This window comes from Methanocorpusculum bavaricum DSM 4179 (assembly GCF_000430905.1).
Lineage (GTDB): Archaea > Halobacteriota > Methanomicrobia > Methanomicrobiales > Methanocorpusculaceae > Methanocorpusculum > Methanocorpusculum parvum.
In genome coordinates this window covers 34,619-61,328 of record NZ_KE387271.1, presented here as the reverse complement: position 1 = coordinate 61,328, position 26,710 = coordinate 34,619, and the positions used below count along the sequence as shown (strand labels likewise).

Genomic DNA, 26,710 nt, shown 5'->3' with positions numbered 1-26,710 from the left:
ACGACGTATCCGCTGTGCCCAGACGTTATCCGAATGCAAAACCTATTGAAGGTATATCCTTTATAAACAGTAACGGCATATATGTTATGCCAGATTACTGTGCTAAGTTGGCGGAGCGGCCACGCGGTTGCCTGCAGAGCAACTCTACTCCCGTTCAAATCGGGAACTTAGCTTGGGGGATCATGCGGCCATAGCAGAGAGGTTCCACCCGGACCCATTCCGAACCCGGCAGTTAAGCTCTCTTGCGTCGGTCATTGTACTGAGATATGCGAATTCTCGGGAACTGGTCAACGCTGCACCCCCCCTTATTCTTTTGCAATAGTTTGTTTGTGTTTTTTTAGTGTTGAGCGCAAGCTCTCATGTTTTGGTTGTCGTCCCTTCTTCTTTCGTCTTCTATCCGGATACCCCGGGGTATCCTGCATACAAGAAGAAAGAACGGGGGAATTATGCTGACATTATCCGCATATCTCATATCTTTATCAGGTATGAAACGATACATTATTGCATGCCAGACTTTGGAAACCCCTTTGCCGGATTAAAAGAAAACCGGAAACTCACACATGACGAACTGGTTCGCGCCATTCGCTTCATGATCGCAGCTGAATACGAAGCGATCCAGCTTTATCAGCAGCTAGCCGAATCAATAGACAACAAACTTGCGATCGAAGTCCTCGAAGACATCGCTGACGAAGAAAAAGTTCACGCTGGCGAGTTTCTCAGACTCCTCTATGAACTCGATCCAAAAGAATCTGACTTCTATCAGGAAGGCGCTGACGAAGTCGAAGAAGAGATCGAAAAACTCCGGGGCTGAACATCTCCCCTATCTCTTTTCGTAAACTATTATAACTCCCGTCGCCAATAAGTAAAAGCACTTTTTGTGCCTCAGTGGCCTAGCCCGGCATAGCGGCTGATTTGTAATCAGCAGGTCGCGAGTTCAAATCTCGCCTGAGGCTTCATTTTCATTATTTTACTGACCAGCTACATTCTGCAGATCATCCATCACTGCCGATCATCTCTCTTCTTTAACCGGCCGAATTATTCATCCTACCCTCCTCATCTCCGTCTTTACGTGAAATCAGCCGCTTCGCCAAGGATTTGTCTCATCTCTTCTGCGCGCAAAAAATAAACCTGTTTCTGCATTACTGCTTAGATGCCTTTATAAGAAATAAGTTTAAGAGTAGTTATCAACATTGGGTGACAACGCTTCGGCAATCACCTATGACTCCCCGGGGTGAACTATACTTGCTATCTGATATAGAAATTGCACAGCAGTGCAAAATGAAAAAGATCACTGAGATCGCTGCATCTCTGGATATTTCGCCGGACGAGCTCGAACTCTACGGCTCGTACAAAGCCAAACTGGCCGATTCTCTCGAGAAACGTCTGACAAATAAACCAAATGGCAAACTCATTCTGGTCACGGCTATCAACCCGACTCCTGCGGGAGAAGGAAAGACCACAACTACCGTCGGTCTCGGTCAGGCAATGCCGAAAATCGGTAAAAAAGCAGTGATTGCTTTACGTGAACCATCTTTAGGTCCCGTCTTCGGTGTCAAAGGCGGAGCTGCCGGCGGAGGATACTCACAGGTCGTGCCGATGGAAGACATTAATCTCCACTTCACCGGAGACTTCCATGCGATCACCAGCGCAAACAATCTCCTGTGCGCCATGATCGACAACCATATCCAGCAGGGCAATGCTCTCGATATTGACACGCGGCGCATCATCTTCAAACGCTGTCTGGATATGAACGACCGCGCTCTGCGAAACATCATCATCGGACTCGGCGGTCAGACCAACGGCGTTGTGCGTGAAGATCATTTCATGATCACGGTCGCGAGTGAAGTCATGGCGATCCTTTGTCTTGCAGATGATATTGACGATCTCAAAGAACGTTTAGGCAGGGTCATCTTCGGATACAGCAGAAAAGGTGTTCCCCTGTATGCCCGGGACCTCAAAGCTGTCGGAGCAATGGCTGCGCTTCTCAAAGACGCCATCAAACCAAACCTTGTCCAGACATTGGAAAACACCCCGTGTTTCATTCACGGCGGACCGTTTGCAAACATTGCTCACGGCTGTAACTCGGTTCGTGCGACGAAACTCTCGCTCAAAATGGCAGACTATGTCATCACAGAAGCTGGCTTCGGCTCCGACCTTGGTGCGGAAAAGTTCTTTGACATCAAATGCAGATACGCCGGCTTGACTCCCAACACCGTCGTCCTGGTGGCCACCGTCCGCGCTCTCAAATACAACGGCGGCGTAAAGAAAGAGGAAACCACGATCCCGAACACAGCCGCACTGAAAGCAGGAATGGTCAACCTCGAAGCCCACATCCAGAACCTTCAGAAGTTCGGCGTCCCGGTCGTTGTGGCGATCAACCGTTTCTCCACCGATACTGATGAAGAACTTTCACTCCTCAAAGAATTCTGCACGGCGCAGGGCGCAGAGTTCGCGATCTCCGAAGTTTTCGCCAAAGGCGGGGACGGGGGTATCGAACTCGCGAAAAAGGTCGCCGCCTCCTGTGAAAAACCGCAGAAGTTCCAGTATCTCTATGACCTGGATATGCCGATAAAAGAGAAGATCAGTATTCTGGCCACCCGGATCTACGGAGCAGACGATGTCGTCTACTCACCGGCAGCTGATGCGGCCATCAAAGATATCGAAGTTCTCGGAAGAAGCGGTCTTCCTATCTGCATGGCAAAGACCCAGTACTCGCTCTCAGATGACCCAAACAAACTGGGCCGTCCGAAAAACTTCAAGATCAGCGCTGCCTCCGTCCGTCTATGCAACGGCGCCGGATTCATCGTCGTCGAGACCGGCGACATCATGACTCTTCCGGGACTTCCTGCTGTGCCCGCGGCCTGCTCGATCGATGTTAACAATGACGGATATATATCCGGTCTCTTCTAATTTTTTATTGATAATATTTGCCTGTGCAGATCTGAGGTGTGATCTCTATCACCGAGGTCTGCATCACGGCGTTCTCCGGGATCGAAAGAGCGGCAAGATCCGGGGTATATTTTTCTACGATCGCCTGCAGGACATCACGCTTCCTCTGAATCTCCTCAACAAGAACGGCAGTGCCTTTCACCACCACGCTCTGGTAATCGGTGTTCACACTGCACGGTGATTTCGCATCGTCGCTGTACAAAAGCCCGTTCATCCTGTACACAGTAAAACCTGCCCGCTGATTTCTGAGAATATTCCCGATTTTTTCCCCGGCGCTCAGCCCATGGATGCAGATCTTGTTGTTCAAATACACAAAATGCACCGGGACACAATACGGATATCCGTCCGCATCCAGAGTTCCAAGAACGCCGCTGGCAGCATTTTCAAGAAGAAATGCGATCTCTTCCTGCGATAACAGATGATCCTTCATTCTTTTCTGCATGATTCGGCTCCTGAGAACATCTCTTCAGAGACAGGCTCTCCGTATCTGTTGATCTCCCCGCGGTAGATTCTCGTGGAGGAGACCACTTTTCCGTCCTTTGCCATAACACACTGGATCTGATACAGGTCAACCATATTCTTCCCCATTTCCTTCCTCTTCGCATTGATGAGATTTCCTACCGGGAACGTCTCATGACTTACGACCAGCGCATCGAAGTCCTGGGTCAGGGCACTGCCGAACTGATCGAAGAGCTCCTCGATCTCATAGGTCGCTTCAAATTTTTTCGAGGCGATCCAGTTGGTCAGCTCTGCGAACCGAACCTCATAGCTTCTTACCGGATGCTGTTTTCGGGAAGCAAAAGAATCCGAGGATAATCCGATAACCACATGACCTCCCGGCCCTGCGGTCATAAATGCCCTTGTCAGGAGATGCTGATGTCCGATGTGAAGGGGGTCGAATGTTCCCCCGACCATCACCTTCATACGGCTGCCTCCGCCGGGGCGTTCCCGCGGAACCATGAGAAGATGATCCCGATCACGGCAAGTCCGGAACAGACGATCATCGAAATCTGCAGAGCCTGGACGAACTGCGGATACATGTCAGGTCCAAGCATATCCAGACCGCCGACAAAGACGGAGATCGCTGCCATGCAGACGGCCATCGAAAGGATCATCCCAAGCTGCCTCATCACCGCGACGATGCTCGATGCCGAGCTGTATTCTTTTTGCGGGACCGCGCTCATGATCGCATTGGTGTTCGGCGCCGAGAACAGAGCCGAACCAAGTCCGATGAATACCTGCGTGACCGCGATGTAGGAAACGGCCGAAGTGAGACCGAGTCCGGCAAGAAGAATGACCCCTATCGCCGAGAGAGCCATGCCGAAGGTAACGAGATACCGAGGGTCGAACCGGTCGGAAAGTTTTCCTGCGATCGGCGTCATAACTGCCTGGATGAGGGGCTGGAAAAAGATGATGAACCCTGCTTCCACTGCACTCAGCGCGCCCACCGACTGAAGATACAGACTTACCATATAGACCGAACCGTACGTGCAGCCGTAGTTCAGGAGCGCTGTATAAGACGAGCGTGCAAACCGTTTATTTTTGAAAAACAGATCCACATGAAGTACCGGCTCTTCAACTCTTCGTTCATACCACATGAAGATGACAATGAGGACTACTCCTGCCATCGCGAGGAGCAGGGATCCCTGGTCGGTGATGGTGGAAAGCCCGTACATCGTGCAGAATATCGCAGCTGCATATAGGATCGTTCCTTTGATATCAAAGGATTTCCAGGGATTTTTGAACTCCTGCCTGAGAAATGCCGCCATGAGGAGTGCTGATATCAGGAGAAGCGGGATCATCAGCAGAAAAAGACTGCGCCATCCTGTATACTCGGTCAAAAATCCGCCGATGATAGGGCCGAGGGATGCGCCGACATAGACCATTGCCGTATTGACGCCGATAACCATACCGCGTTTATTTGCCGGATAGACCCGCGTCAGGATCGCAAGACCGGTTATCATCACAAATGCCGAGCCAACGCCGGCGACGATCCGCAAAAGGATCAGAGTCGCGTAATCCGGTGCAAATATCGAGAACAAACAGGAGATCCCGACGATGAGCGCCCCGATGATATAGGATTTTTTGTACCCGATCCGGTCAACAAGACGGGATGCCGGGACCAAAAGAATAGCTGTTGCCAGAATAAATGCCGTGCTCATCCACCCGAGATCTCGCGCCGATACGCCAAACTCAAGTCCGATCGCCGGAAGGGCAAGGATGACCATCGTTGCGATCATCGGGTTGAGGAACGATCCCATTGATGTTGCGAAGAGGATCATTCTCCGTTCCTGAATACTCATTTCTGTCACTCTTCACCTCTGCAGATATATGATTGGCAGTTATGCCTGATTATGCATTTCATACAGTCGGGCTTTTTTGCGGTGCAGACCGCCCTTCCATGGCTTATCAGAAGAAAGTTGATCTTACTCCACCACTTTTTTGAAAACAGGGTCATAAGATCAGTCTCGATTTTATCAGGGTCGGTGTGTTGGGTAAACCCGATCTTCTTCGCGAGCCGTCTAACATGCGTGTCAACAGCGATGCCGCAGGCGTCATGAAATCCGTGATTGGTGACGATGTTGGCGGTTTTTCTTCCAACACCGGGAAGGGTGATCAGTTCCGGTATCGTTTTTGGAACGACACCGCCGAACTTTTCTTCCAGCATTTTTGCCGCGCCGATGATGTTTTTGGTTTTCGCCCGGTAAAACCCGGCAGAGTGAATGATCCGCTCCACATCTGCGGGATCTGCACATGAAAGAGCGGCAGCATCCGGATATGCGGAAAAAAGCTCATCGCGCAGACCGTTGATGGTGCGGTCGGTCGTCTGCGCCGAGAGGATGGTCATGATAAGCAGTTCAAAAGGGTTTCTGAATTTCAGGAAGTTCATATCATCCGCATCACAGGGATACTGGCGGTACAACTCTTCGAGAATGGATTCTGCAGTTTGCTGATTCATAAAAAAATGGGGTGGCCCAGATTCGAACTGGGGTCAAAGCGTCCCAAACGCTCTAGGATGGACCAGGCTACCCTACCACCCCCCTGTTGCCCAATACTATTAGTGTTCTTCCTTAAAAAGTGATGTGTATGGTGCTTTGCGGATCCTGATCTGATGATATTTATACGATCGGGAAGCGGATCATCGTCTCGCCGACGACGGTCCCGGCAAATTCGCCATTGAGGAGGGCTTTTTCGATGAGTTCGGGTTTTCGTCCGTCGATCACAACAAGAGGGATGCAGCTTCGTTCGGTGATCTTCGCTGCAACGAGGTCGATGACCATATTCGATCCTGCGCACATTTTTTCTTTCATGATCAGATCGATAAGTCCCTGGGGACTCAGGAGATCATGCTTCTTTGCTGTTCTATCCTTCTTCGGGTCTGCGGTATATATTCCGTCGATCGCGGTCATATTGATCATCATTGAGGCCCCGACTTCTTCAGCTAATACTGCTGCCACGGCGTCGGTGGTCTGACCGGGTGTAACTCCGCCCATCACCACGATCTTTCCGGAAACGGCCGCGGTCTTTGCTTCGCGGTAGGATTCGGCAACGACCGGATAGGCATAATCTTTGAGAGCGCCGATAAGAAGCGCGGCATTGATCCGGGTGACCTGGATCCCGATCTCATCTGATGAGGCTTCGTCCAGCCCTATATCCCTGCAGGCATCGATGTATCTCCGTGCTTCTCCTCCTCCGCCGACTACGGCAAAGATCTGGATGCCGGCTTTGGTGAGGTGTATCAGTGATTCAGCCCATTCTTTCAGGCGATGCGCGTCAAGTGACGGTACTAGGACCGATCCTCCTACTGAAATAACAACCCTCGTCATAAATTGTCCTAGTTATGTGTTCCTTCCCGACATATATGTAGTGTGTGTTCAGAGAGCTGCAGGAACGGATGTTGTGAAAGAATTCGATTCACGTAAAAAAATATATCGGGAGTGTCACTCTGCGAGGATCAGAACGCGCCAGATCTGTCCGCCGAACTCAAGAGTATCCCAGACAACGGTTTTGTGAACAGATTCATTCGCCCCGGTTTTTTGGTAGGTATATTCCGTTGTGCCGGATTTTTCCAGGCATACTTCCAAAGCTGCTGCTTTGACATCTTCGGGGTAAGACGGATCGGTCAGGATATTTTTGCCCCGTTCGCCCAGATCATAATCATATACCTGGATACCGTCGGTCTGCAGGACGCAGAGATGATACCCGTACGTTTCAATAAGATACTTTTCCACATCGCCAAAAAGTCTCGAACTGTCGAATGACATGGAGATGTATCCTTTCCATTTTCCTTCAGCATAGACCGGTGCAGAGAGGACCGAGGCGTTTGTTCCGTCGTCAAGATGCAGATATTTTGTCAGGGCGACCGTTTTTCCGCTGTAGTAGGCTTCGTTGGTTCCGTATGAGCTCTGATCCGACCCTACAGAAGAGCGGATGATATCGGGATAGACGGAGACGACGATCATATTTTCGTCTGCATACAGGATCGTCTGGGCGAGCGGGGATCTCTGATACAGATCGGCAAGCACCTGTTTAGACGTATCCGCATCTGTTTTGCCGCCGGCGATCTCTTCGCCCGCCTGGATCATATACTCTGCGTTTTCGCTCAGTGAATGGTTCGTCAGGGATACTGCTTCGGATACTGCTTTTTTCTGTGATGTTTCCTGTGTGTCGACACAGCCTGCAGAGATGACCGCAGTACAGATAAAAAGTCCGATGATCAGGAGATGCAGGAGTCGCATGAGCTATTTTATGCAAGGTGCAGAGAAAAGAGTTTCGAAAAACGTGGGGTCGGTGAGATTTGAACTCACGATCGACGGGTCTCTCCGACAAGCGAACATGTTCAAGAGCAGTGATTAGATCAGTGCTCCAGCGGGTCATCATCAAATCAGTAGACCCGATAGTTCATCATACGCTAAGACCGCTGGAGCCCGTCGCCATTCCGGACTAGGCCACGACCCCGCCAGCTTTCTTATACAAATTCAGCGTATAGCAATTTAAGCGTTGTGTTTCCTGATCGGAGCCTTAGATTTGGGTGATGAAGATGATGACGAGGAATACTGCCATCACGATGATGAAGATCAGAAGGTAGAGGAGATCGTGTTTTGTGTCGGCAGCCGCTTTCTGCTGAACTGGCACGCGGATGATCTCTTCTTCGATCTCTTTGTAGGGATGTTCCTTTTCCAGCCGTTCAAACTCGGCACGCTCTTCTTCGGTGAAATCCGGATCATGTTCCAGCTTCTCGTTCACGATTATGTACTTGTCTCTCACAAACCTTATTGTATCTGCCGGTCTATCTGATTTTGATGGTTAAACTCGGTGAAAATTTTAAACCGGAGGCGAAGTATACTTCGTATCTGGCGCTTGCAAGCGTAGCGGCAGTTATTCTTATCTGGGCATGCTGTGTTGGATGGGTCTATTTCGTTGCATTGGGCGAGCCGGTTTTTGTTCTGATCGGTCAGATCTCTCTTGGAGTTCTCGCTGGAATCGTGATCTTCGTTCTGATCTGGTCGCGTCTGTATTATGTCTCGGTCGTGTATCACCTGAATGATACGGAGATGACCTGGAAACGCGGTGTCTGGTTTAGAAAAACCGGGATCGTTCCCTATAACCGCATCACGAATGTGGATATCGTTCAGGGTCCGGTCATGCGGATGTTCGGGATCTCGAATTTAAAGATCGAGACTGCCGGCGGAAACGCAGGAAAGAGCTCGGCCGAGATCCAGCTGGAAGGCATCGCCGATCCCGAGCCGCTGCGTGCAATGATCATGGATTTTGTTCGCGGCAATGCTCCAAGTCCTGCGGCGACCGGTGTGGATTTCGGCAGACGTTCTGCTCCTGCAGATATGCAGGCACTTCTTGCCGAAGTCACGGCAATTCGAAAGCTTCTGGAAGCAGAGAGAAAATAATCTCGGCTAACCTCCGTATCACAGAGCTGTCCGATCACGCTCTCCCTTTTTTTTCAAAAATGCCCCTGACGAAACCCTTTTTACCCTATCTGCCTAAATACAAAGTATGTGTAACGTAAAAGGTACCAAAACCGAAGCAAACCTCCAGACCGCGTTTGCCGGTGAGTCCCAGGCACGAAACAAGTACAACTATTATGCCTCTCAGGCACGAAAAGAGGGATATAACCAGATCGCCGATATCTTCGAAGAGACCGCAAACAACGAAAAAGAGCACGCAAAACTCTGGTTCAAGCTTCTCCACGGCGGCGCAGTGCCCGATACAATTGCAAACCTCAAAGACGCGGCAGACGGTGAAAAGTATGAATGGTCTGACATGTATGCAGGATTTGCCAAAGATGCCGCGCAGGAAGGCTTCCCGGAACTTGCAAAACTTTTCGCCGGCGTCGCCATAATCGAAAAATCCCATGAGGAACGGTACAGAAAACTGCTTGCCAACATCGAGCTCGGCAAAGTTTTCGCCCGCCCGGAGAAACAGCAGTGGCACTGCGCAAACTGCGGTCACATCTATACCGGCGAGAAAGCTCCTGAGGAGTGCCCGGTCTGCAAACACCCGCAGGCATACTTTGAGATCAGAAAAACCAACTACTGAACCTTTCCCCTCTCTTTTTTTCGCGCTCCTTACCGGATCGGATCGTTACAAAAGCTGATCAAAAAAAAAGGAACTGATATTCAGAACCCGAATATCAGTGACAAAATAATGTATGCCAGGAATGAAACCGCCGCCGCACACGGGATCGTAATGATCCAGGCAGTCACCATCTGACGAACAGTTCCCCAGTTCACTGCCCCGACACCGCGTGTCATCCCGGTACCCATGATCGTTCCGCTCGCGACATGCGTCGTTGAGACAGGAACTCCAAACGATGTCATAAAAGACAAAACTGCTCCGCCGGAAACTGCCGCGGAAAAGCCCTGATACGGCAGGATCCTCGTGATCCCTGATCCCATTTTTTTTATGACACGCCAGCCCCCTGACATGATTCCTGCGGCGATCGCAAAGCCTGAAAGAAGGATCACCCAGAGGGGAAGCTCTCCGTTCGAAGCAACAAGCCCCGTCGAGATCAAAATCGCGAGAATGATACCCATCGCATTCTGGGCATCGTTTCCGCCAAGACTCGCCGCCTGGAACCCGGACGCCAGAACCTGCGCCCGCTGAAACCATTTGTTCAGCAGCATAGGGTGCGAGGAACGCTTCGCCGTGATCCGGGTTAAGATCGTCGTAAACGCATATGAAACGAGCAGCCCGAGGATCGGTGATACACAGATGAACAAAAGAATCGCAATCAGCCCTGAAAAAACAAAAATCCCCAGCATCATCGCAATCGGAACTGCGATTATAGCCCCGACGCCCGCACCGATCATCAGAAACAGTTTTACCGAATCCTTAAAGATCAGTGCGATCATCGTCATCAGGGCTCCTCCAATGATTGCCCCAATGATCAGATAATAGACCATCCCGATCGCCATTTCCGCTGTCGGCCAGTTCACGACCGAAAGACCGCCGGCCGCCATCCCTGCACCCATCAGACCTCCCACAAGAGAATGCGAAGAAGAGACCGGGATGCCGTAGTTCGAACAGAAGTTCACCCAGAAAACAGCTCCGCAAAGGCCGATCAAAAGAAGAATGGGGGTGAAGATCTCCGGATTTACGATCCCTTTCCCAATAGTTTTCGCAACTGCGGTCGAGAAAATAAACGGGCCTGCAAAACAGCAGACCGATGCGAGCAGGATCGCATATCTCGGGGAAAGTGCGCGGGTCGCAACTACGGTTGCAACAACATTGGACGCATCGTTTCGCCCATTCGAAAAGTTGAACGCGAGCGCGATGATGATCCCGAGAATAACAACAATAAACGTGACTGTATCCATGCTTTACTCACGTATGACGGATCAGGATCGCGGAAAATACATCGGAAACATCTTCGCATTTATCGGTTGCGATCTCCAGGTGTTCATAGATATCCTTGAGTTTGATGATATCGACCGGATCATTGGATTTGAAAAGATTCCTGATCGCGTTGGAAAGGATTTCGTCCGCCACATTCTCGAGCCGGTTGATCTCGATGCAGCAGCCTTTGATCGTCTCGGTGTCTTTCAGCGTGCGAAGACCGCTGATGCCTGTTTTGATCTCATCTGCCGCCTGCCTGATGCATTTTGCAAACTCGATCATGAACTGATCCGTCTTTTTCACTTCATAGATGAGAAGCATTCGCGCCCCGTCATCGATGTAGTCGATCACATCATCCAGCGCGGTAACAAGCCGGGAGATCTCTTCGGGTTCAAAAGGAGTAATGAACGTCCGGTTCAGTTCATCATAGGCTCTGTGGGCGATCGCATCTCCCTGATGCTCGATCTCCTTCATCTTCCGGTATTTTTCCTCGATATTCGTATAGTCGGCAAATATATCGACAAGCAGCTCAGCCGCGGTGCAGACAACGGATGCCTGTTCTTCAAACAGTTCAAAAAAAATCTTGTCCTGCGGTACGATTATGCTTTTTAGACCCATCAGTTACCCCTGAGTAATACATACATTCGTCTGGCATCTTACATCAAGGTTATCATATATGAAATATAGGGAAGCTATATCCCCTATTGGTTGTTGAATGAAGTCTTTATACGCTCCCGACGCAAACACTACTGCAGAGATTATACCTATGTTCTTAATTGGTGAAGCACTCGTCGGCGATGGAGCGGAACTCGCTCACATCGACCTTATGATCGGAGATAAAAACGGCCCGGTCGGCATGTCATTCGCAAACGGTCTGACGCAGCTTTCTGCCGGTCACACTCCGCTCCTCGGCGTTATCCGCCCCAACCTCCTGCCAAAACCGGCAGTTCTGATCGTTCCGAAAGTAACGCTCAAACACACCGAGCAGGTTACCCAGATCTTTGGTCCCGCACAGGCAGCGGTTTCCAAAGCAATAGCAGATGCATTGGAAGACGGCGTCTTTGAGGGAATGGATGTTGAGGAAAACGTCATTGTTGCAAGTGTTTTCATCGACCCCTCGGCAAAAGACTTCAATAAACTCTACCGTTTCAACTACGGAGCAACGCGCCTCGCACTATCCCGCGCGCTTGACAAGTTCCCGGACGTAGCCACTGTTCTGAAAGAGAAGGACAGAGCAGCTCACGGCGTTATGGGATTCAAGGTCCAGCGTCTGTGGAACCCGCCGTACCTCCAGGTCGCTATGGATCTTGTCGATATGAAACAGGTCGAGCGTGTTTTGACCGGCGTCCCGCAGAACGACCACGTCATCTTCGAGGCAGGCACCCCGCTGATCAAACAGTTCGGTCTCAGTGTTATCAATGAGATCAGAAAGATCCGTCCGAACTGTTTCATCGTTGCCGATTTGAAGACCCTGGATACGGGCAATCTTGAGGCACGCATGGTCTCGAACGCTGGCGGAGATGCCGCAGTCGTTTCCGGTCTCGCTCCGGTCGAGACCATCGCAGCCTTCATCAAAGAGGCAAAGAAGTGCGGTATCTACGCGATCATCGATATGCTGAATGTCGAAGAGCCTGCAAAGCTTATCGCGTCCCTTGGCAAGATGGGCGGCGCGGCACTTCTCCCGCAGTATGTTGAGATGCACCGTGCGATCGATAAGGAATCGTGCGGCGATTACAGCTGGGGTGACATCATGAAGATTAAGGAAGTTGCAAAAACCTATAATGCAAAGATCCTTGTCGCGACTGCAGGCGGTATCCGTCAGCCGGTCGTGAAGAAAGCTCTCGCAGCAGGAGCAGATATCGTTGTTGTCGGCAGAGCGATCACCGCAAGCAAGGATATCAAGAATGCAGCAGAAAGCTTCCTTGAGGAACTCGACTCGGAAGAGATCGATCAGTTCCGTATCATGACCGATTTCTAAGCCGGTCATACCCGCGGCTTTTTGCCGCCAGTATATTTTTTTATCGTTTCTGTTTCTCCGAAAGACACGTATACGTCTTCAGAGATGATCCGTTCAAAACCTGAATTTGACAGTTAGTGGAAATGCCACATAATGAATGCCCCTAAGCATTTTTCAAAAGCCATGATAAACTCTCTCGCGAGTCGGTAGTACCTCAATTTTTCTGTAATTTTTTTGAGGCTCGTATTCTTAGCAGTAATTACGATGTTAGACTACAAAAATATACTGTTGTGAACCGGGGGGCGGAGGGGCGACTCCGGCGCGGAGCCCGACGCGGTGGAGATATCCTATATGCCGTGGCCCACATATGTTTCCGGGTAGGTCGATGGAGATGGAATATTCAGATATTACGTATGCGGTGTTGGGGGTGTAGATCCAATTCGGGAAGTATTAGATCATGATCATACTCCCAAACCACTTCCCTTCAAAATCCCTCTAATACCCCCCCCCAATCCCTTCCGTTCTGACTATTCAACGACAGATTCGCTAAGCTGGACGTTAACGCGAGCCTTGAACATAAGATATTTCCACCGCGGGACGCTCCGCGCCGAAGTCGCGTCCCCGCACCCCTTAATCAGAAAAAAGGAAAGAGATGTGGGGGAGCATATTTGCCAACTGCCAAATTCAGGCTACTGGGGCAAAGGGATCATGACGCAGATGGTGAAAGAGGTCTGCGGTCTGGCGTTTTGCAGATTCCCGATCGACGCGATCTTCGCGGAGCACTATGAGTGGAACGCCGCATCGCAGAAGGTTTTGGAAAAGGCGGGCTTCGTGTACAAAGGGGCTAAGGAAAAATCCCGGGTGTATACGCTTGTAAAGAGTAAAGTGTAGATTTCGAGAGATATCTCCACGCTTATTTTTCGGTGTAAGCTTCAGTTTCGTGTACGGTATTTTTTTAGTGGTACCATCTTCGCAAGGCAAAGCCTTGCTCGGCTGAGGTCGGCCGCTTCGCGTCCAACCCGCAAATCAACGAAATGCACGAAAATAAAAACGAAAACACGAAAATAAAAAAATCGATGGGATGGGGATACAAATCTTACCCTCCTCTGTCCACTCGCAAGTCTATCGACTTGCTCAGCTAAGGTCGACCGCTTCGCGTCCAACCCGCCCCCCACACAAAATTTTCTAAAATCAACGAAATTCACGAAAAGGGGGACAGGGGCGGATGAATGGGAGAAAAGAAAGGAGTCGGGATGAGTGTGGATGTATGAAATTATTGAACCGCGAATAAGCCCAAATGAGCTTTGCTCATTTGAGGCGGCACGCAAGCCTTTGGCTTGCACGCCTCCGCGAATTAACGCGCTCACAAATCAAAGATTTGCTCTCCGCTTCGGGCTTCCAGCCCTCGCTTGAATCGCATTTTTCTTGCGCCTTCGTGCTCTGCTCCGGCTTATGCGTGCAAATCGGAGATTTGCGTGCCGCCTCAAACAGGCTTTGCCTGTTTGGGCTTCGCCTGCGCAGGAATCGCACGCCGTCTGGAAAAGTCCACGAGCTGAAAGCTCGTGAGACGTCTCAAGAGCCTTTGGCTCTTGGACAAATGCTGGGGAAAAACCCGCGTGCGGGTTTTTCTATCTTTGAACAATTCTCCCTCTTACATCTAACGGCATGTTTTCAAATCTACTGCTTCTGAAAAAAAGGAGAGGGTGAAATCTATTGCATGATTGCCTATCCTAATATTTTTGCAGGATAGGTGTTAAAACTTCAGACAAAGCAACCGTATTTCCAACCATAAACGAATTTATTTGCGGCCAGGTGGATTCATCCATAAAATCTATATCGTCGAGCCTAATAGACAAAAAGGAAATCCGGAGAGAATCCCCTCTTTCCCAAAAAATAGGCAGACCTATTTTATTTTCGATCTCATCTTTGTGTGAGTGAATATAGTCGTACAGTTTTTTATTCTTCATTATGTCCATATTGTTGCATTGGAATCCGACGGTGCATTTCTTTAGTCTAATTGACATAAAATAGTTCATGCCGCCGCCAAGGATCGATTTTGCAGTAAACCAGCCGCTCCTGTTTGGAGTTCTGTTTTGGTAGATATCTGTTTTGGTATTTATTTCAACGAGGAGCTGGTCCCAGAATTTGAAATACATATCTCCTTTCTGTCGAGAATTAACGGGATTGGCAGTCGATACAACAGGATTTGATACGGTAATCGTGATCTCTCCCGGCTCAACGTCAAAGAGTGACAGATACTTTTTGATCAAAGATATTTTTGATCCGGTATCCCCGTGGACTCTCAGATATATGCCTTCGGCAATACGCCGGGAATCACCCGGGGAAAAAGCATCTTCACTTGCTGAAATAGCCTGGGCTACAGGAGTTTTTTCGGATGAAAGAGCAAGATCCTGGAGGACCGCACCATCTCTTTCATGCAGTAAACCGATTACGGAGGCGAGGAACTCACGCCAGGTTTTCACGCTGTATTTTGTCCCGGCAAAAGTAAAGGAGTAAATATTTCGGTTGTATAAATCAACATCCTCATCCAGCGAAAAAGTATTTCCCTCTTTTTGTGCCGGAACAAAAGAAGACACATATGTCGGCCATATCTTCAGTGCGAGATTTGTTAACTGATTATTCCTTTCAACAAGCTCCTCACGAGCCCACTTATCACAGGTCGCAACATAGTGATTCAACTTCAGATGACTCTCTTTAAATCCCTTTGGCATATTCTTTTTATCAAAAAATGAGTTATTGCTGTATTTTGAGTTATATGCTGTTAACGAAAGATTTGCCAGCTTGTGCAGCCATTCTTCATGAACCTGTAATGCGGTCTCAGAACCTCCGAGTTCCTCCTTCCATTTATCGGATAATGTTTGAGGCATGATATGTTCAATACTCAGCTGACCCTCAGAAATGAGATTTTCCAGATCTACCACTTCATAATTGTCCTGATTTTCCAGAGATTCGAGGAGATAAAGCAAATATGTCAACTTCATATCCTGATAGAGATTCCGGTTCAGTAAATTGTCGCGAACCTCCGTATCTGTTGGGAAACGGCCTGACCCCTGTTTTGAAAGAAGAATATACTTGAGTTTTTCCACATATCCTGTCTCATTGCCTTCCTGACGCAGGACATCCTTATGCAAAGTCATAAAGACCTTATTCAAGCCTTGAGCAGGAACACCGCAGATTATACGCCTTACGAGATAGGTTTCCAGGATGCGCAGAATACTGATTATCTCATTTGATATAATCATTCCCGACTGATACCCGTCCAGTATCTCCATTACATAGGGATTAATGACACTGTTATCCAGCTTCCGGAGTTTTGTGAGGATTTTCTTGATATCTCCCTCTGCCGTTTCAGGAGATTGGATCATATAATAATATTTTGCATACTTTACCATGTCCTGAAGTAAGGTCTCTTTATCAGCAGTTTCAGCATATACCTTAAATTCGGAATATATATTCGCGATGGCGGGAATCCGCCGCAACTTGATTGTCAGGTAATCGCGAAGGAACGCATCGGTATTTTTAGGCGTGTATTTTTCTATCTTGTACCAGTAGGATGTATAATATTTTTCCTGCATTTCCAAGGGCAATGACATTAATACGTAATTTCTCACTTTATCAGATTCAGAAAGAGCCAATCCGGTAGAGTTCAGACTTTCGAAAATGAGTTGTGCATCATCATCTTTTTCAAGAATAATGTCAATTACAACAAGCCGCGAAACTGCTTCCATCAGTTCGTCGATCGTCACCTCGCGCTTGAGAATAGAGGTATAAAAATACTGATAGTTTTTTGTGATTCTGGAATCTTGTTCTAAATCGCCCAGGTCTTCTGAAAAGAGTGCATTATACGCATTCTGACTGTTTGCGGCAGGTATCAGTTTGATTGTATGATCATATTCATCACGGAGATATTTATTATGGATTTTGTCTGTTAATTTTTTATCAGCAGAGATAAGAATGCCTTGTTTCAAAATGTTGTAAATAGCTATCAGCAGAATCGAGATGGTCGTAATTCTCTGTTGACCGTCGATGATGACGTATTCTCCGCGGCCTCCTTTGGGATTTGTGGCACTTACTATACTTCCAAAAAAGTGGGTTGGACGGTTATTTATGATAGTTGACAGCAAATCGCTGTATAATTGTTTACAGTGTTCCAGCTGCCATTCATATTCCCGCTGATAGACCGGGATAACGAATATGTCATTGGAATCTAAAAGACGGATCAGAAATTTTTCATTACCTTTCATACTGTACCAACCTGAAATAATACCTAATTGATTCCAGAAGTAATAACATTACGGGTATTACGTATGATTTGCATGATAAAGGCACTCGGGAGTGAGTGAAAATATCCTGAGCCTAAAAAAACATCCCATCCCCATAAAACAAACCCTGATTACCCAATCCTCCCAATACTATACCATGGATCCGATACCTCAGGCATCATACGATCACCGCCTCACCATGAAAGAGGAGGACTACCTCGAAGCGATCCTCAACGTATCCCTTACGAAAGGATACGCCAAAAGCCGCGACGTCGCGGTCGAACTCGACGTGGGGCCCTCCTCTGTCGGGGAAATGTTTGCGAAACTGGATAAAAAAGGCCTGGTCGTGTATCGGAAATACGAAGGTGTCACCCTCACTGAACCCGGAAAGATCATCGCCGAGCAGGTGAAGTTCCGCCACGATGTCCTGGTCGAATTTCTGGAAATGGTCGGGGTGCCAAGCGACATTGCAAACAAAGACGCCTGCTTCATGGAACATGAATTAAGCACGGTCACGATCCAGAAGATCCGGGAGTTCGTCGCCGCAAAAAAACAGAAATAAGTTTTTTTTTAATGGGACTTACGCGGTGTGATCTTAACCGAAACAACTGACGTACTTATGGGATGTACTTCGATTTCGTGTAACGCCGGATGCGGAACCCTGAGAAAAAGAACCGCGAATAAGCGGTTCAATAATTTCATGGGTCCGCACCCACCCATACATTTCCCGAATCGGGTTGAGATCACACCATGTAACTCCCATCCCAATTACTAATCTATTACTAATATCTGTCAAATTAGTAATTGGCCCCGCTGCCCCCTGACCCGCAAAAAAGAGGTCAGGCACCCCCTCCGCATACCCCCATATAAACCTACCTTTTTTGGTAAAAACCCGCAAAAACTTTACCGCTATCCCCCCTCTCCAAGAATATAATCAGAGGTTGGACGGAGCCCCAGCTGATCTCGGGACAAAAAACCATGACAGCTGATTTCATTCAGACAGCAATCTCGAAGTCCGCAAAGCGGATCTTCACCGCAGAGTTTACGAACGCCGCCGCGTATGATGCGATCATCGCAGAAATTACCGGCGTGGAAAACCCCCTCGGTCTTGCCGAAGTCGAGCTCGGGAAGCAGACCTACAAGACCTATGTCGGCTACTTCGACCCGAACACCTCCCGCACCCCTGGATCAGAAAAAAGATTGGGGCATTTCTATTTGCAGGTCATGAGAAATGACCCCCAAAAAAGAACAACCCGCACGCGGTTTTTAACTCCTGTAAAAAAACGAATTACTCCCGCGACTCGATCACCGCGATGAGATTTTCCATCACCTTATCCACCGCATCCCAGGTAGGGCTGACCTTCCCCGGCGTCCGGACGATAAACGGCCGTCCCTCATCAGCGGCTTTGCGCATCTCGATATCAAGCGGGATAGCGCCAAGATACGGCACCTTATACTGCTCCGCCGCCTTAGCTCCGCCGCCTTTTCCGAAGATATCGACGACCTCGCCGCAGTGCGGACAGACCATACCTGACATATTCTCGATCACGCCGAGGACAGGAAGATCCATCATCTCAATAAATTTGATCGCCTTCGTCGCATCCAAAACAGCCACATCCTGCGGGGTCGTCACGATAACGGCGCCCTCAACATTCGGCGCGAACTGAATGATATTCAAAGCCTCATCACCCGTTCCCGGCGGAAGATCCACGATCAGATAATCGAGCTCTCCCCATTCCACCTCGCCCAGGAACTGTTTCGTCGCAGCGGCCTTCATCGGTCCGCGCCAGACCACAGGACTGTCCGTCTCATTCAGGAGAAGAGCGATCGAGACCACCTTCAACGACCCCGTCACCTTCACCGGCATAATGTGCTCGCCGATCGCCTGAAGACGCATATCCTCGATCCCGAGCATCTTCCCGATCGAAGGGCCGTGAAGATCAAGATCCAGAAGACCCGTCTGATACCCGTGACTCGAAAGCGCATAGGCAAGATTTACCGACACCGTGCTTTTTCCGACCCCTCCCTTTCCCGAGAGGACCAAAATCACATGGCGGACATTGATTTTGGACTTTTCCGGTTTATTTTTCGGAGATTCGGTTTTTTGTGAACTGCTCGCGCAGTCTGTATTGCTGGTTTCATTGGTCATGTATAGATAACTCCGTTGAAAGCTCCGCCGCAGACAAAAAAATCACCTGCAGCAGAACACATGTAAGAGAAAAATCTGCTTAAGAATGCCGGGGACCGCAGGTCAGACAAAACAGCCTGACCCGTATCCAACATCCGGCGTTCCATCCTGATAGGCTCCGCCCCCGCAGTGATCACGTTACGGACCCGGTATTGCGGCATTTGCAGTAATGGGGGGCGGAGATGTATGAAAGTTTAGAGGAGGACGTGGAGGTTGTTACTTCTTTTCGCGTCTGAAACACATGAACCAGTCAAGACAATACTGATCATCGCTTGTCGACTCCATGCGTTCCTTTGCCGTCCCGCAGGAACCTGCAGTCGGCACGATCACATCATCACCCGGACGCCAGTCAGCAGGCGTTGCGACCTGATCACTGTCTGCTTTCTGCAGAGCGAGAATGATGCGTTTGATCTCGTCGAAGTTTCTTCCGGTCGAGAGAGGATAATACAGAATGGTTCTGATCTTCGCCAATGGATCGATAACGAATACCGCACGCACTGCCTGCGTATTCGACTGACCCGGCTGGATCATCCCGAATTTGTTGGCGACCTCCATCCTGATATCCTCGATCAGCGGGAACTTCACCTCGATGTTCTTCTTCCCGTTCCACTCGATCTCCTGGATCTTGCGAAGCCAGGCGATGTGGGCGTAAAGAGAATCTACCGAAAGTCCGATCAGTTCGGTGTTCAGTGCGGCGAACTCATCAGCCATCGACGCAAACGTCATAAACTCGGTCGTACAAACCGGGGTGAAGTCTGCCGGGTGCGAGAAGAGAATGACCCACTTCCCGGCATAATCCTCGGGAAACCGGATAGGCCCCTGTGTCGTTACCGCCTCAAACGAGGGAGCGGTGTCACCGATCAGCGGCATTTTTGCGCCGCTGTGCGGATGTCCATCGCTGAATCTGTGGAGGCGATGGTGGTGATGATAACAGCAGATCTCCTGCTGCTTTTCATCTTCCATTGCATGTACTGGTGTTTTTTCCATAGTGATGACCTCCGTAAAGGATCACGGCAGATATGTCTGAACAGCACGCCCTGTCAGCTACACGTCGCGGGTCTGCATTCCGCAGCCGTGCGGCTGAACCCCGCCGTCTGTGTGCGGACAGCAGGAGACTTTTATCATCTTGCCGTTCGCCAAAGCATCGGCGACTTTGTAGCGCGCCTCATGAAGGTCGCGCCATGCCGTCTTTCTTGAAACACCCAAAACGCCGGCGGCATCCTCCTGCGAAAGACCTTGCAGATCGACCAGTTTCAAAACCGCGATCTCTTCGGGATACAAAGTGACCATCTCAATGTTTGCCTTCCTGTTAGGACAGACCGGGGCATAACATCCCGGAGGCTCATTGAGCTCGACACATCGCCGCACCCGCGGTCTTCCGCATTTACCTTTTGGACAAATCTCAGGGTTTTCAGGCATATCTTTACTCGTGCTGGATATCTTCTCATGCCATCCCTAAAGTGTTTTCGATTAGCCGATGACGCCTGAGGAAATATTCAGTAAGTACTCATATGCTCCAAAATATATTAATGTATGTGAATCGGATGATGTTAAGTACAAGTAGTAAAGAAGTAATTTCCGGAGATGCGTATGTCGACACCATTTATAACAATAGAAAATCTGTGTATGGATTTTGGCGAGGAGCACAAGATCCGCGTTCTGGACAATATCTGTCTTGAAATCGCCGAAGGAGAGATCGTAGGTGTGATCGGAAGATCAGGATGCGGAAAGACCGTGCTGATCCATCTGATCCGGGGGATCGACACGCCGCCGACCGGCGGCAGGATCGTCTATCACCTTGCGCGGTGCAGAAAATGCGGCAGGATCGAGTTCAGAAGCGATGCGGGAAAAATCTGCCCTGCCTGCGGAGAGACCCTTGCCGCAGAAGATATCGACTTCTGGGCGCCGGAAAACGAAGCGCTGAAAGCAAAGATCATGGCGCGGACCTCGCTGATGTTCCAGCGGACCTTCTCTCTCTACGGGGATGACCGCGTGATCGAGAACGTTCTTAGGGCGCTCGACGACATCAGCTACCCGGCAAATCAGGCGCTTTCCCGTGCGGCGGATCTGGTGGATGAAGTGCGGCTGAGTCACCGGATGATGCATGTCGCCAGGGATCTTTCGGGCGGAGAAAAGCAGCGCGTGGTTCTCGCCCGCCAGCTCGCCCGCGAACCGCTGTTTTTGTGCGCCGACGAGCCGACGGGAACGCTGGATCCCAAGACTGCGACGATCGTGCATGAACTGCTGAAGACCGCGGGAGCAGAGAAGAGGATGGGGATGGTCATCACCTCCCACTTCGCCCAGGTGCTGGAGGATGTCTGCGACCGGGCGGTCCTGATGGATGACGGAAGGATCACAAAAATCGGCAAACCTGAAGAGATCGTGGATGAGTTCATGAAGGGATGCAAAGATGACTGCACCTATGTGTGCACCGACTGCGGCAGTGCGGTCGTGCGGGCAAAAGATCTCTCAAAGAAGTTCATCGCCGTCGACCGCGGGGTGATCAATGCGGTGGACAAGGTCAGTTTCGAGGTGTACGAACGCGAGATCCTCGGGATCATCGGCGTTTCCGGAGGAGGGAAGACGACGCTTTCGAAGATGATCGCGGGTCTGTATGAACCGACCGGCGGCACCCTGGAGGTGCGGGTCGGGGATGAATGGGTCGATATGCGAAAACCTGGATATGAGTTCCGCGGCAGAGCGAAGAAGTACATCGGCCTTCTGCATCAGGAGTATGATCTGTATCCGCACAGAACGGTGATCGACAATCTGACGGAAGCGATCGGACTGGAGTTTCCAAAAGAGCTGGCTGTCCGAAAAGCGGTGATCACGCTCCGGATGGCGGGATTTACCGAGAAGAAGGCAAAGGACATCCTGAACAGGAAGCCTTCCGAGCTCTCCGAAGGCGAGAAGCACAGAGTGGCGCTGGGTCAGGTGCTTATCCGGGAACCGCGGATCATTCTTCTGGATGAGCCGACCGGAACGATGGATCCGATCACGAAGATCGATGTGAAGCACTCGATCGTCAATGCAAGAGATGAGATGGACGAGACGTTCATCATCGTTTCCCATGACATGGACTTTGTCCGGGATGTCTGCGACCGGTGCATGTTCATCCGCGGAGGAAAGATCATTGCGGAAGGACCAACGGCGGAAGTGCTCGCAAAGATCTCTGAAAAGGAGGTCGAGAAGATGGCGGCGGATCTGGAAGCAGGACAGAAATAATCCCCTCCGCTCCATTTTCACCTTGCGCAAAGGCTGTTTTGAATATTTTTGATAAAAATAGGTGTTTCCAGACCGGGATGCGCTTACTTATACTCTTTTCCGATCAAAAACCGGTAAAGCACCATATATTTCGACGCTGACCGCGGGATCTTTGACTCGACTTCGTAGTACGTCCCGTCATGCAGCGAGAACAGGATCTTCATCTGCAGGGAAAACGCAAACCCTTCGATATCCGCAAACGGAAACACAAACTTTCCTTTGTCGCCGTCGAACTCGAGCCGGTCAACATAGATCGAAAACTTCCCGGTGCCGAGATCCTCGACCGACTTCATCGCCCCGATCTTTCCCAGGATCTGCCCTTCGTCCGACTCGATCGGGACATCCTTTTGGGTCGCGAGATACGCCGGCAGACGCTCTTTGATCAGATCACGCTGCCAGTGATCCCAGGAGACGATGTTGTCATGATGCAGCGGATGGTCCGACGCCGGCTCGAACAGACCGAACTCATTGAACTTCACCGCATACCCGCATTCGCAGGAGAGAATATCCCCTTTGCTGTGCAGTCTGCCCATCTGTTTACACTCCGGGCAGATGTAGAGGATCGTTTCAAGATACTCGGCGAGATCCGTGCCCGTGTAGGGACGGGGATCTTTTTTCTGGTCATCGAACGTGTTCACATACAGATCGCGGTTGATCGCTTCATTGATCTGATCGACCGTCATGCCCTTCAGCTCTTCGGGAGAGTATTCGTGGACGAACTCACCCTGCATGGTGCCGTCACGGGGGGTTTTTCCCCATCGCGGGCGGCGCAGATACCCGCCGTGCATCCGGTAGGTGATGAGAGAAGCGCCGAGCTCTCCGCACTCTTTCACCAGTTTCCCGGTGGCAGGCGAGATGAACGCTGTCTCGCCGTTGATCGATCTGACCCCTTCGGGAGACATCCAGACATTATTGCCGGCACTCAGCCGTTCTTTGATGTCCCTGATCACCTCGCCTGCCGGGGCGCCTTTCTTGCGGATGATCGGATCCAGCAGACACCGGCCGGCAAGGCGGGTCGATTTCTTTCTGAACAGATGTTCGCCGGCCACATAGAACATGTGTCCTTTGATCGCCATGCCGATCATCAGATGGTCCCAAAGGGTCGTGTGGTTGGAAAAAACCATATAGGGAGTATGCTTTGGGACGACGATATCGTAAGTATAGTGTAATTTTCGGCTCATCGCCGGGGAGGCAAGAAAGCGTGCCGTTTTATACACGCCTTTATACCAGAGAACGCGGATATTCTGCATTGCCCTATAGTATGGGAATTTACCCATGATATATCTGAGGGTATTTGTAATGCGGCGCTCTTTGGAGGATCATTTTTCCACGGCCGGCAGCCTGCAGGGAATACAAAAAAACGAAAGGATCCAAAGCGGGAAGTGCGGCAGCATATTTTTCCCGGTGCGCCCTTTAACTGACGCAGATCGCCGGAACAAAACCTTCACCTCTAGCTTTATCATAAGAAAAAGCAAATATTATCCCATGACCGAAACGGCACACAAAGCCGGGCGCAGTACGCGTTCGACCGAGCGCGAGCATAGATCCGAGGGATTTGTGCCCCACAACATGATGGATTACGAGGAAACCTACTCCACGTTCTCCATTGCTGTGCCTGAGTATTACAACTTCGGCTTCGACGTTGTTGATGCATGGGCGAAAAAAGACCGCAACAAACTCGCCATGATCTGGACAAACCAGGAAGGAAAGGAAAAATACTACACCTTCCGGCAGATGATGAATCTGTCCAACCAGATCGCGAACATGATGTTCAAACAGCATATCGGCAAAGGCGACCGCGTGATGATCCTTCTGCCGCGTGTCCCCGAGTGGTGGACCTTTGCTCTTGCTGCAATAAAAATAGGCGCAGTCATCTGCCCGTCTCCGGTCATTCTAACCCCGCACGATCTCAAATACCGAATAAACCAGGGCAAATTCAAGATGATCGTGACAAACACTGAAAATGTCTGGAAACTTGAGGATATAGCAGGCGAATGCCCGACGCTGCAGGTAAAATTCCTGACCGACGGCGATGCTCCGGGATGGATAAACTATCAGAAGGAACTGATTCACCCGGCCCGCGCCTCGACCAAACTCAGTTCGATCGTTCGAAGCGTTCGAACCAAAGCGACGGACCCTATGCTGATCTTCTTCTCGTCGGGAACGACCGCTGACCCGAAGATGGTGCTGCACAATCATGCCTATCCGCTCGGCCACATCGTGACCGGCAGGTTCTGGTATGATCTGACAGACAACGATCTCCACTTCACGGTCGCGGACATGGGCTGGGGCAAATCCTCCTGGGGCAAGTTCTACGGACCCTGGATGGAAGGCGCCTGTGTCTTTGTCTACGACTACCGCGGGAAGTTCAATGCGACCGAGCTTCTGCCGCTGATCGAAAAGTATGAGATCACGACGTTCTGCGCTCCGCCGACGATCTACCGGATGCTGATCCTTGCGGATCTGGAGACGTTTGACTTTTCCGAGCTGCGTCACTGCCTCTCGGCAGGCGAGACGCTGAACCCGGAGGTCAACCGCGTGTGGGAGGAAGGCACCGGGAAAAAGATCTACGAGGCTTACGGCCAGACGGAAACGGTCACGGTGATCGGAACGTTCCCGTGTATGGAAGTCAGACCAGGTTCGATCGGCAAACCTGCTCCGGGCTGGAAGATCGAGCTCCACGACGATATGGGCAATCCGGTGGCTCCGGGCGTTGAAGGCAGGATCGCGATCCGCACGAGTGATCCCTCGCCGGTCGGTCTCTTTACCGAGTATCTAAATGACCCGAAGGCGACGGCGAAGGTGTTTATCAACGGCTGGTACTATACGGGAGATAAGGCGACGGTGGATGAAGACGGCTACTTCTGGTTCATGGGCCGCGATGATGATATGATCAAATCATCCGGCTACCGCGTTTCCCCGGCGGAGGTCGAGTCGGCGCTTATCGAGCACCCGGCAGTGAAGGAGTCGGCGGTCGTGGGAAGCCCCGACCCGATCCGCGGCGTGATCATCAAAGCATTCGTGGTCTTAAAAGACGGTTATACCGGGTCCGAGGCCCTCGTCAAAGAGATGCAGACCCATGTGAAGACGACGACCGCCCCGTATAAGTATCCGCGGGCGATCGAGTTCGTGGCAGAACTGCCAAAAACGATCTCCGGGAAGATCCGGAGAGTGGAGCTGCGCAATCTCGAGATGAAGAGGTATCAGGAAGCACACCACGAAGAGTTCTCTGAAAAGAAGAACTGAATTTTTTTCTTTTTTTTTTTAGCGTTTGTATTCGATCTGAATTCCCAAAGGACGTTGTTCGTCTCCTAATCTTCGGGATGTTTCAACGATTTGAGCGGGATTCTTTGGGTGGTACAATTCACGCAAGGCAAAGATTTGGTCGCAAATCAAAGATTTGGTCGCAAATCAAAGATTTGCTCCGCTGAGGTTGCCCCTTCGGGGCAACCCGCCTCCGCTGAGGTCGGCCGCTTTCAGCGTCCACCCCTCCCACTCGCAAAGCTTCACTTTGCTCAGCTAAGGTCGTCGACTACGTCTCCGACCCGCCAACGAAATCCACGAAAAATACGCAAATCAAAGCCTTGGTCGCAAATCAAAGATTTGTTCTCCGACTCGGGCTTGCAGCCCTCGTTTGAATCGCATTTTTCTTGCGTTCGGGTGCTCTCTCAGGCTGATGCGTGCAAATCGAAGATTTGCGTGCAAATCGAATGGGCTTTGACCGTTTGGGCTTTCCAGGCAGTCCTTCCTCAAAGAAAGTTCTTCGATGTACGACCCGGCGCTTCTTTTGATCCACGTGCCCGCGAGGGGCACGACCTGCAGCTTCAATAAAAAATGTCTCAGAATTATTTCAATCCACGTGCCCGCGGGGGGCACGACTGCGAATCAGAGGCTAGCGCTTCCTTGGTAAGATTTCAATCCACGTGCCCGCAGGGGGCACGACGAACATTACTCTTATTATTGTGATGTTTACTGTATTTCAATCCACGTGCCCACGGGGGGCACGACGCGACTAGGGACACTATCACGGTATCGGGCAATATTTCAATCCACGTGCCCACGGGGGGCACGACTCAATACCACAGCCATCCTCCATCCTGCGTTGATTTCAATCCACGTGCCCACGGGGGGCACGACTACTGAAAACATGATCTGTTTTGTAGCATTGAATTTCAATCCACGTGCCCACGGGGGGCACGACCATGATCCTCCCCC

At 50.4% G+C, this 26,710-nt stretch carries 24 protein-coding genes, 3 tRNA genes, 1 rRNA gene and 1 CRISPR repeat array; of the genes, 12 read left to right on the top strand and 16 right to left on the bottom strand.

Features of this window, described 5'->3' with window-relative positions; all coding sequences use genetic code 11:
• The first annotated feature begins 180 nt into the window (after positions 1-180).
• From rrf to H575_RS08495, 4 genes are all read left to right on the top strand, one after another.
• Positions 181-302 (top strand): 5S ribosomal RNA (gene rrf, locus H575_RS08510).
• A gap of 203 nt (positions 303-505) precedes the next feature.
• Positions 506-811, top strand: a complete 306-nt coding sequence (locus H575_RS08505) for a ferritin family protein (RefSeq protein ID WP_042700813.1) — start codon at positions 506-508, stop codon at positions 809-811.
• 68 nt (positions 812-879) lie between these two features.
• A tRNA-Thr gene (locus H575_RS08500) sits at positions 880-953 on the top strand.
• A 265-nt stretch (positions 954-1,218) separates the two neighbouring features.
• Positions 1,219-2,910, top strand: a complete 1,692-nt coding sequence (locus H575_RS08495; protein WP_211213874.1) for a formate--tetrahydrofolate ligase — start codon at positions 1,219-1,221, stop codon at positions 2,908-2,910.
• A 4-nt stretch (positions 2,911-2,914) separates the two neighbouring features.
• On the opposite strand, the gene H575_RS08490 is transcribed toward H575_RS08495, so the two are convergent.
• From H575_RS08490 to H575_RS08450, 9 genes are all read right to left on the bottom strand, one after another.
• Entirely contained in the window at positions 2,915-3,391 is a 477-nt protein-coding gene (locus tag H575_RS08490; protein ID WP_042700795.1) for a pyridoxamine 5'-phosphate oxidase family protein, read from the bottom strand.
• Positions 3,376-3,873: a phosphopantetheine adenylyltransferase gene (locus H575_RS08485; protein ID WP_042700793.1), complete on the bottom strand. Its 498-nt coding sequence runs from the start codon at positions 3,871-3,873 to the stop codon at positions 3,376-3,378. Before H575_RS08485 ends, H575_RS08490 begins: the two co-directional genes overlap by 16 nt.
• A complete protein-coding gene (locus H575_RS08480; RefSeq protein ID WP_081406726.1) occupies positions 3,870-5,252 on the bottom strand; it encodes an MFS transporter in 1,383 nt (460 codons plus the stop codon). The genes H575_RS08485 and H575_RS08480 overlap by 4 nt, the downstream gene beginning before the upstream one ends.
• Positions 5,253-5,257: 5 nt before the next feature.
• Complete coding sequence (gene nth / locus H575_RS08475) at positions 5,258-5,908, bottom strand: endonuclease III (protein WP_042700789.1); 651 nt, start codon at positions 5,906-5,908, stop codon at positions 5,258-5,260.
• 7 nt (positions 5,909-5,915) lie between these two features.
• Positions 5,916-5,990, bottom strand: a tRNA-Pro gene (locus H575_RS08470).
• 78 nt (positions 5,991-6,068) lie between these two features.
• Positions 6,069-6,776, bottom strand: coding sequence for a UMP kinase (gene pyrH, locus H575_RS08465; protein ID WP_042700787.1), 708 nt, complete (start codon positions 6,774-6,776; stop codon positions 6,069-6,071).
• A gap of 114 nt (positions 6,777-6,890) precedes the next feature.
• Complete coding sequence (locus H575_RS08460; RefSeq protein WP_042700785.1) at positions 6,891-7,688, bottom strand: hypothetical protein; 798 nt, start codon at positions 7,686-7,688, stop codon at positions 6,891-6,893.
• Positions 7,689-7,732: 44 nt separating this feature from the next.
• A tRNA-Trp gene (locus tag H575_RS08455) sits at positions 7,733-7,908 on the bottom strand.
• 63 nt (positions 7,909-7,971) lie between these two features.
• Positions 7,972-8,217 (bottom strand): hypothetical protein, encoded by a 246-nt coding sequence (locus tag H575_RS08450; protein WP_042700783.1) that lies wholly within the window; start codon positions 8,215-8,217, stop codon positions 7,972-7,974.
• Between the two features lie 35 nt (positions 8,218-8,252).
• Between H575_RS08450 and H575_RS08445 the strand changes: the two genes are divergently transcribed.
• Together H575_RS08445 and rbr are read left to right on the top strand one after the other, a co-directional pair.
• On the top strand, positions 8,253-8,855 hold the full coding sequence (locus H575_RS08445; RefSeq protein WP_042700811.1) for a PH domain-containing protein: 603 nt from the start codon (positions 8,253-8,255) through the stop codon (positions 8,853-8,855).
• A 106-nt stretch (positions 8,856-8,961) separates the two neighbouring features.
• Positions 8,962-9,504 carry a rubrerythrin gene (rbr, locus tag H575_RS08440; RefSeq protein WP_042700781.1) on the top strand — a complete coding sequence of 181 codons (543 nt, stop codon included), beginning with the start codon at positions 8,962-8,964 and terminating at the stop codon, positions 9,502-9,504.
• Between the two features lie 80 nt (positions 9,505-9,584).
• On the opposite strand, the gene H575_RS08435 is transcribed toward rbr, so the two are convergent.
• Together H575_RS08435 and H575_RS08430 are read right to left on the bottom strand one after the other, a co-directional pair.
• Positions 9,585-10,784 (bottom strand): inorganic phosphate transporter, encoded by a 1,200-nt coding sequence (locus H575_RS08435; RefSeq protein WP_042700780.1) that lies wholly within the window; start codon positions 10,782-10,784, stop codon positions 9,585-9,587.
• Between the two features lie 7 nt (positions 10,785-10,791).
• The gene (locus tag H575_RS08430) at positions 10,792-11,421 is read right to left on the bottom strand and encodes a DUF47 domain-containing protein (RefSeq protein WP_042700778.1); all 630 of its coding nucleotides are present in this window, start codon (positions 11,419-11,421) and stop codon (positions 10,792-10,794) included.
• Positions 11,422-11,569: 148 nt separating this feature from the next.
• Here H575_RS08430 and H575_RS08425 point away from each other — a divergent pair, with 148 nt between their 5' ends.
• Together H575_RS08425 and H575_RS09015 are read left to right on the top strand one after the other, a co-directional pair.
• Positions 11,570-12,781, top strand: coding sequence for a bifunctional 5,6,7,8-tetrahydromethanopterin hydro-lyase/3-hexulose-6-phosphate synthase (locus H575_RS08425; RefSeq protein ID WP_042700776.1), 1,212 nt, complete (start codon positions 11,570-11,572; stop codon positions 12,779-12,781).
• A gap of 633 nt (positions 12,782-13,414) precedes the next feature.
• Positions 13,415-13,651 (top strand): GNAT family N-acetyltransferase, encoded by a 237-nt coding sequence (locus tag H575_RS09015; RefSeq protein WP_155897879.1) that lies wholly within the window; start codon positions 13,415-13,417, stop codon positions 13,649-13,651.
• Positions 13,652-14,490: 839 nt separating this feature from the next.
• Here H575_RS09015 and H575_RS08415 read toward each other — a convergent pair.
• Positions 14,491-17,025, bottom strand: coding sequence for a DUF4268 domain-containing protein (locus tag H575_RS08415; RefSeq protein WP_052320046.1), 2,535 nt, complete (start codon positions 17,023-17,025; stop codon positions 14,491-14,493).
• A 175-nt stretch (positions 17,026-17,200) separates the two neighbouring features.
• On the opposite strand from H575_RS08415, the gene H575_RS08410 reads away from it, so the two are divergent.
• Complete coding sequence (locus H575_RS08410; RefSeq protein WP_042700774.1) at positions 17,201-17,605, top strand: metal-dependent transcriptional regulator; 405 nt, start codon at positions 17,201-17,203, stop codon at positions 17,603-17,605.
• Between the two features lie 416 nt (positions 17,606-18,021).
• Positions 18,022-18,360 (top strand): hypothetical protein, encoded by a 339-nt coding sequence (locus H575_RS09585; RefSeq protein WP_042700772.1) that lies wholly within the window; start codon positions 18,022-18,024, stop codon positions 18,358-18,360.
• Here the strand turns inward: H575_RS09585 and H575_RS08400 are convergent.
• The 3 genes from H575_RS08400 to H575_RS08390 form a co-directional block, all read right to left on the bottom strand.
• A complete protein-coding gene (locus tag H575_RS08400) occupies positions 18,332-19,192 on the bottom strand; it encodes an Mrp/NBP35 family ATP-binding protein (protein WP_042700770.1) in 861 nt (286 codons plus the stop codon). The two genes, H575_RS09585 and H575_RS08400, sit on opposite strands and share 29 nt — an antisense overlap.
• Positions 19,193-19,447: 255 nt before the next feature.
• Positions 19,448-20,218: a peroxiredoxin gene (locus H575_RS08395; protein ID WP_245241192.1), complete on the bottom strand. Its 771-nt coding sequence runs from the start codon at positions 20,216-20,218 to the stop codon at positions 19,448-19,450.
• Positions 20,219-20,275: 57 nt separating this feature from the next.
• A complete protein-coding gene (locus H575_RS08390) occupies positions 20,276-20,650 on the bottom strand; it encodes a DUF134 domain-containing protein (RefSeq protein ID WP_052320045.1) in 375 nt (124 codons plus the stop codon).
• A 171-nt stretch (positions 20,651-20,821) separates the two neighbouring features.
• Between H575_RS08390 and atwA the strand changes: the two genes are divergently transcribed.
• Positions 20,822-22,456 (top strand): methyl coenzyme M reductase system, component A2, encoded by a 1,635-nt coding sequence (gene atwA, locus H575_RS08385; RefSeq protein ID WP_042700768.1) that lies wholly within the window; start codon positions 20,822-20,824, stop codon positions 22,454-22,456.
• 83 nt (positions 22,457-22,539) lie between these two features.
• Here the strand turns inward: atwA and H575_RS08380 are convergent, their stop codons facing one another.
• Positions 22,540-23,772, bottom strand: a complete 1,233-nt coding sequence (locus tag H575_RS08380) for a lysophospholipid acyltransferase family protein (protein ID WP_081406724.1) — start codon at positions 23,770-23,772, stop codon at positions 22,540-22,542.
• Between the two features lie 208 nt (positions 23,773-23,980).
• On the opposite strand from H575_RS08380, the gene H575_RS08375 reads away from it, so the two are divergent.
• The gene (locus tag H575_RS08375) at positions 23,981-25,741 is read left to right on the top strand and encodes an AMP-binding protein (RefSeq protein WP_042700764.1); all 1,761 of its coding nucleotides are present in this window, start codon (positions 23,981-23,983) and stop codon (positions 25,739-25,741) included.
• 538 nt (positions 25,742-26,279) lie between these two features.
• Positions 26,280-26,696: direct repeats of the CRISPR family, unit length 32 nt; unit sequence ATTTCAATCCACGTGCCCACGGGGGGCACGAC.
• Between the last annotated feature and the right edge of the window lie 14 nt (positions 26,697-26,710).

Coding starts and splice junctions, on each gene's coding strand:
- H575_RS08505 (WP_042700813.1), top strand. CDS start 506: ATGCCAGACTTTGGAAACCCCTTTGCCGGATTAAAAGAAAACCGGAAA.
- H575_RS08495 (WP_211213874.1), top strand. CDS start 1,219: ATGACTCCCCGGGGTGAACTATACTTGCTATCTGATATAGAAATTGCA.
- H575_RS08490 (WP_042700795.1), bottom strand. CDS start 3,391: ATGCAGAAAAGAATGAAGGATCATCTGTTATCGCAGGAAGAGATCGCA.
- H575_RS08485 (WP_042700793.1), bottom strand. CDS start 3,873: ATGAAGGTGATGGTCGGGGGAACATTCGACCCCCTTCACATCGGACAT.
- H575_RS08480 (WP_081406726.1), bottom strand. CDS start 5,252: ATGAGTATTCAGGAACGGAGAATGATCCTCTTCGCAACATCAATGGGA.
- nth (WP_042700789.1), bottom strand. CDS start 5,908: ATGAATCAGCAAACTGCAGAATCCATTCTCGAAGAGTTGTACCGCCAG.
- pyrH (WP_042700787.1), bottom strand. CDS start 6,776: ATGACGAGGGTTGTTATTTCAGTAGGAGGATCGGTCCTAGTACCGTCA.
- H575_RS08460 (WP_042700785.1), bottom strand. CDS start 7,688: ATGCGACTCCTGCATCTCCTGATCATCGGACTTTTTATCTGTACTGCG.
- H575_RS08445 (WP_042700811.1), top strand. CDS start 8,253: ATGGTTAAACTCGGTGAAAATTTTAAACCGGAGGCGAAGTATACTTCG.
- rbr (WP_042700781.1), top strand. CDS start 8,962: ATGTGTAACGTAAAAGGTACCAAAACCGAAGCAAACCTCCAGACCGCG.
- H575_RS08435 (WP_042700780.1), bottom strand. CDS start 10,784: ATGGATACAGTCACGTTTATTGTTGTTATTCTCGGGATCATCATCGCG.
- H575_RS08430 (WP_042700778.1), bottom strand. CDS start 11,421: ATGGGTCTAAAAAGCATAATCGTACCGCAGGACAAGATTTTTTTTGAA.
- H575_RS08425 (WP_042700776.1), top strand. CDS start 11,570: ATGTTCTTAATTGGTGAAGCACTCGTCGGCGATGGAGCGGAACTCGCT.
- H575_RS08415 (WP_052320046.1), bottom strand. CDS start 17,025: ATGAAAGGTAATGAAAAATTTCTGATCCGTCTTTTAGATTCCAATGAC.
- H575_RS08410 (WP_042700774.1), top strand. CDS start 17,201: ATGGATCCGATACCTCAGGCATCATACGATCACCGCCTCACCATGAAA.
- H575_RS09585 (WP_042700772.1), top strand. CDS start 18,022: ATGACAGCTGATTTCATTCAGACAGCAATCTCGAAGTCCGCAAAGCGG.
- H575_RS08400 (WP_042700770.1), bottom strand. CDS start 19,192: ATGACCAATGAAACCAGCAATACAGACTGCGCGAGCAGTTCACAAAAA.
- H575_RS08395 (WP_245241192.1), bottom strand. CDS start 20,218: ATGGAAAAAACACCAGTACATGCAATGGAAGATGAAAAGCAGCAGGAG.
- H575_RS08390 (WP_052320045.1), bottom strand. CDS start 20,650: ATGCCTGAAAACCCTGAGATTTGTCCAAAAGGTAAATGCGGAAGACCG.
- atwA (WP_042700768.1), top strand. CDS start 20,822: ATGTCGACACCATTTATAACAATAGAAAATCTGTGTATGGATTTTGGC.
- H575_RS08380 (WP_081406724.1), bottom strand. CDS start 23,772: ATGGGTAAATTCCCATACTATAGGGCAATGCAGAATATCCGCGTTCTC.
- H575_RS08375 (WP_042700764.1), top strand. CDS start 23,981: ATGACCGAAACGGCACACAAAGCCGGGCGCAGTACGCGTTCGACCGAG.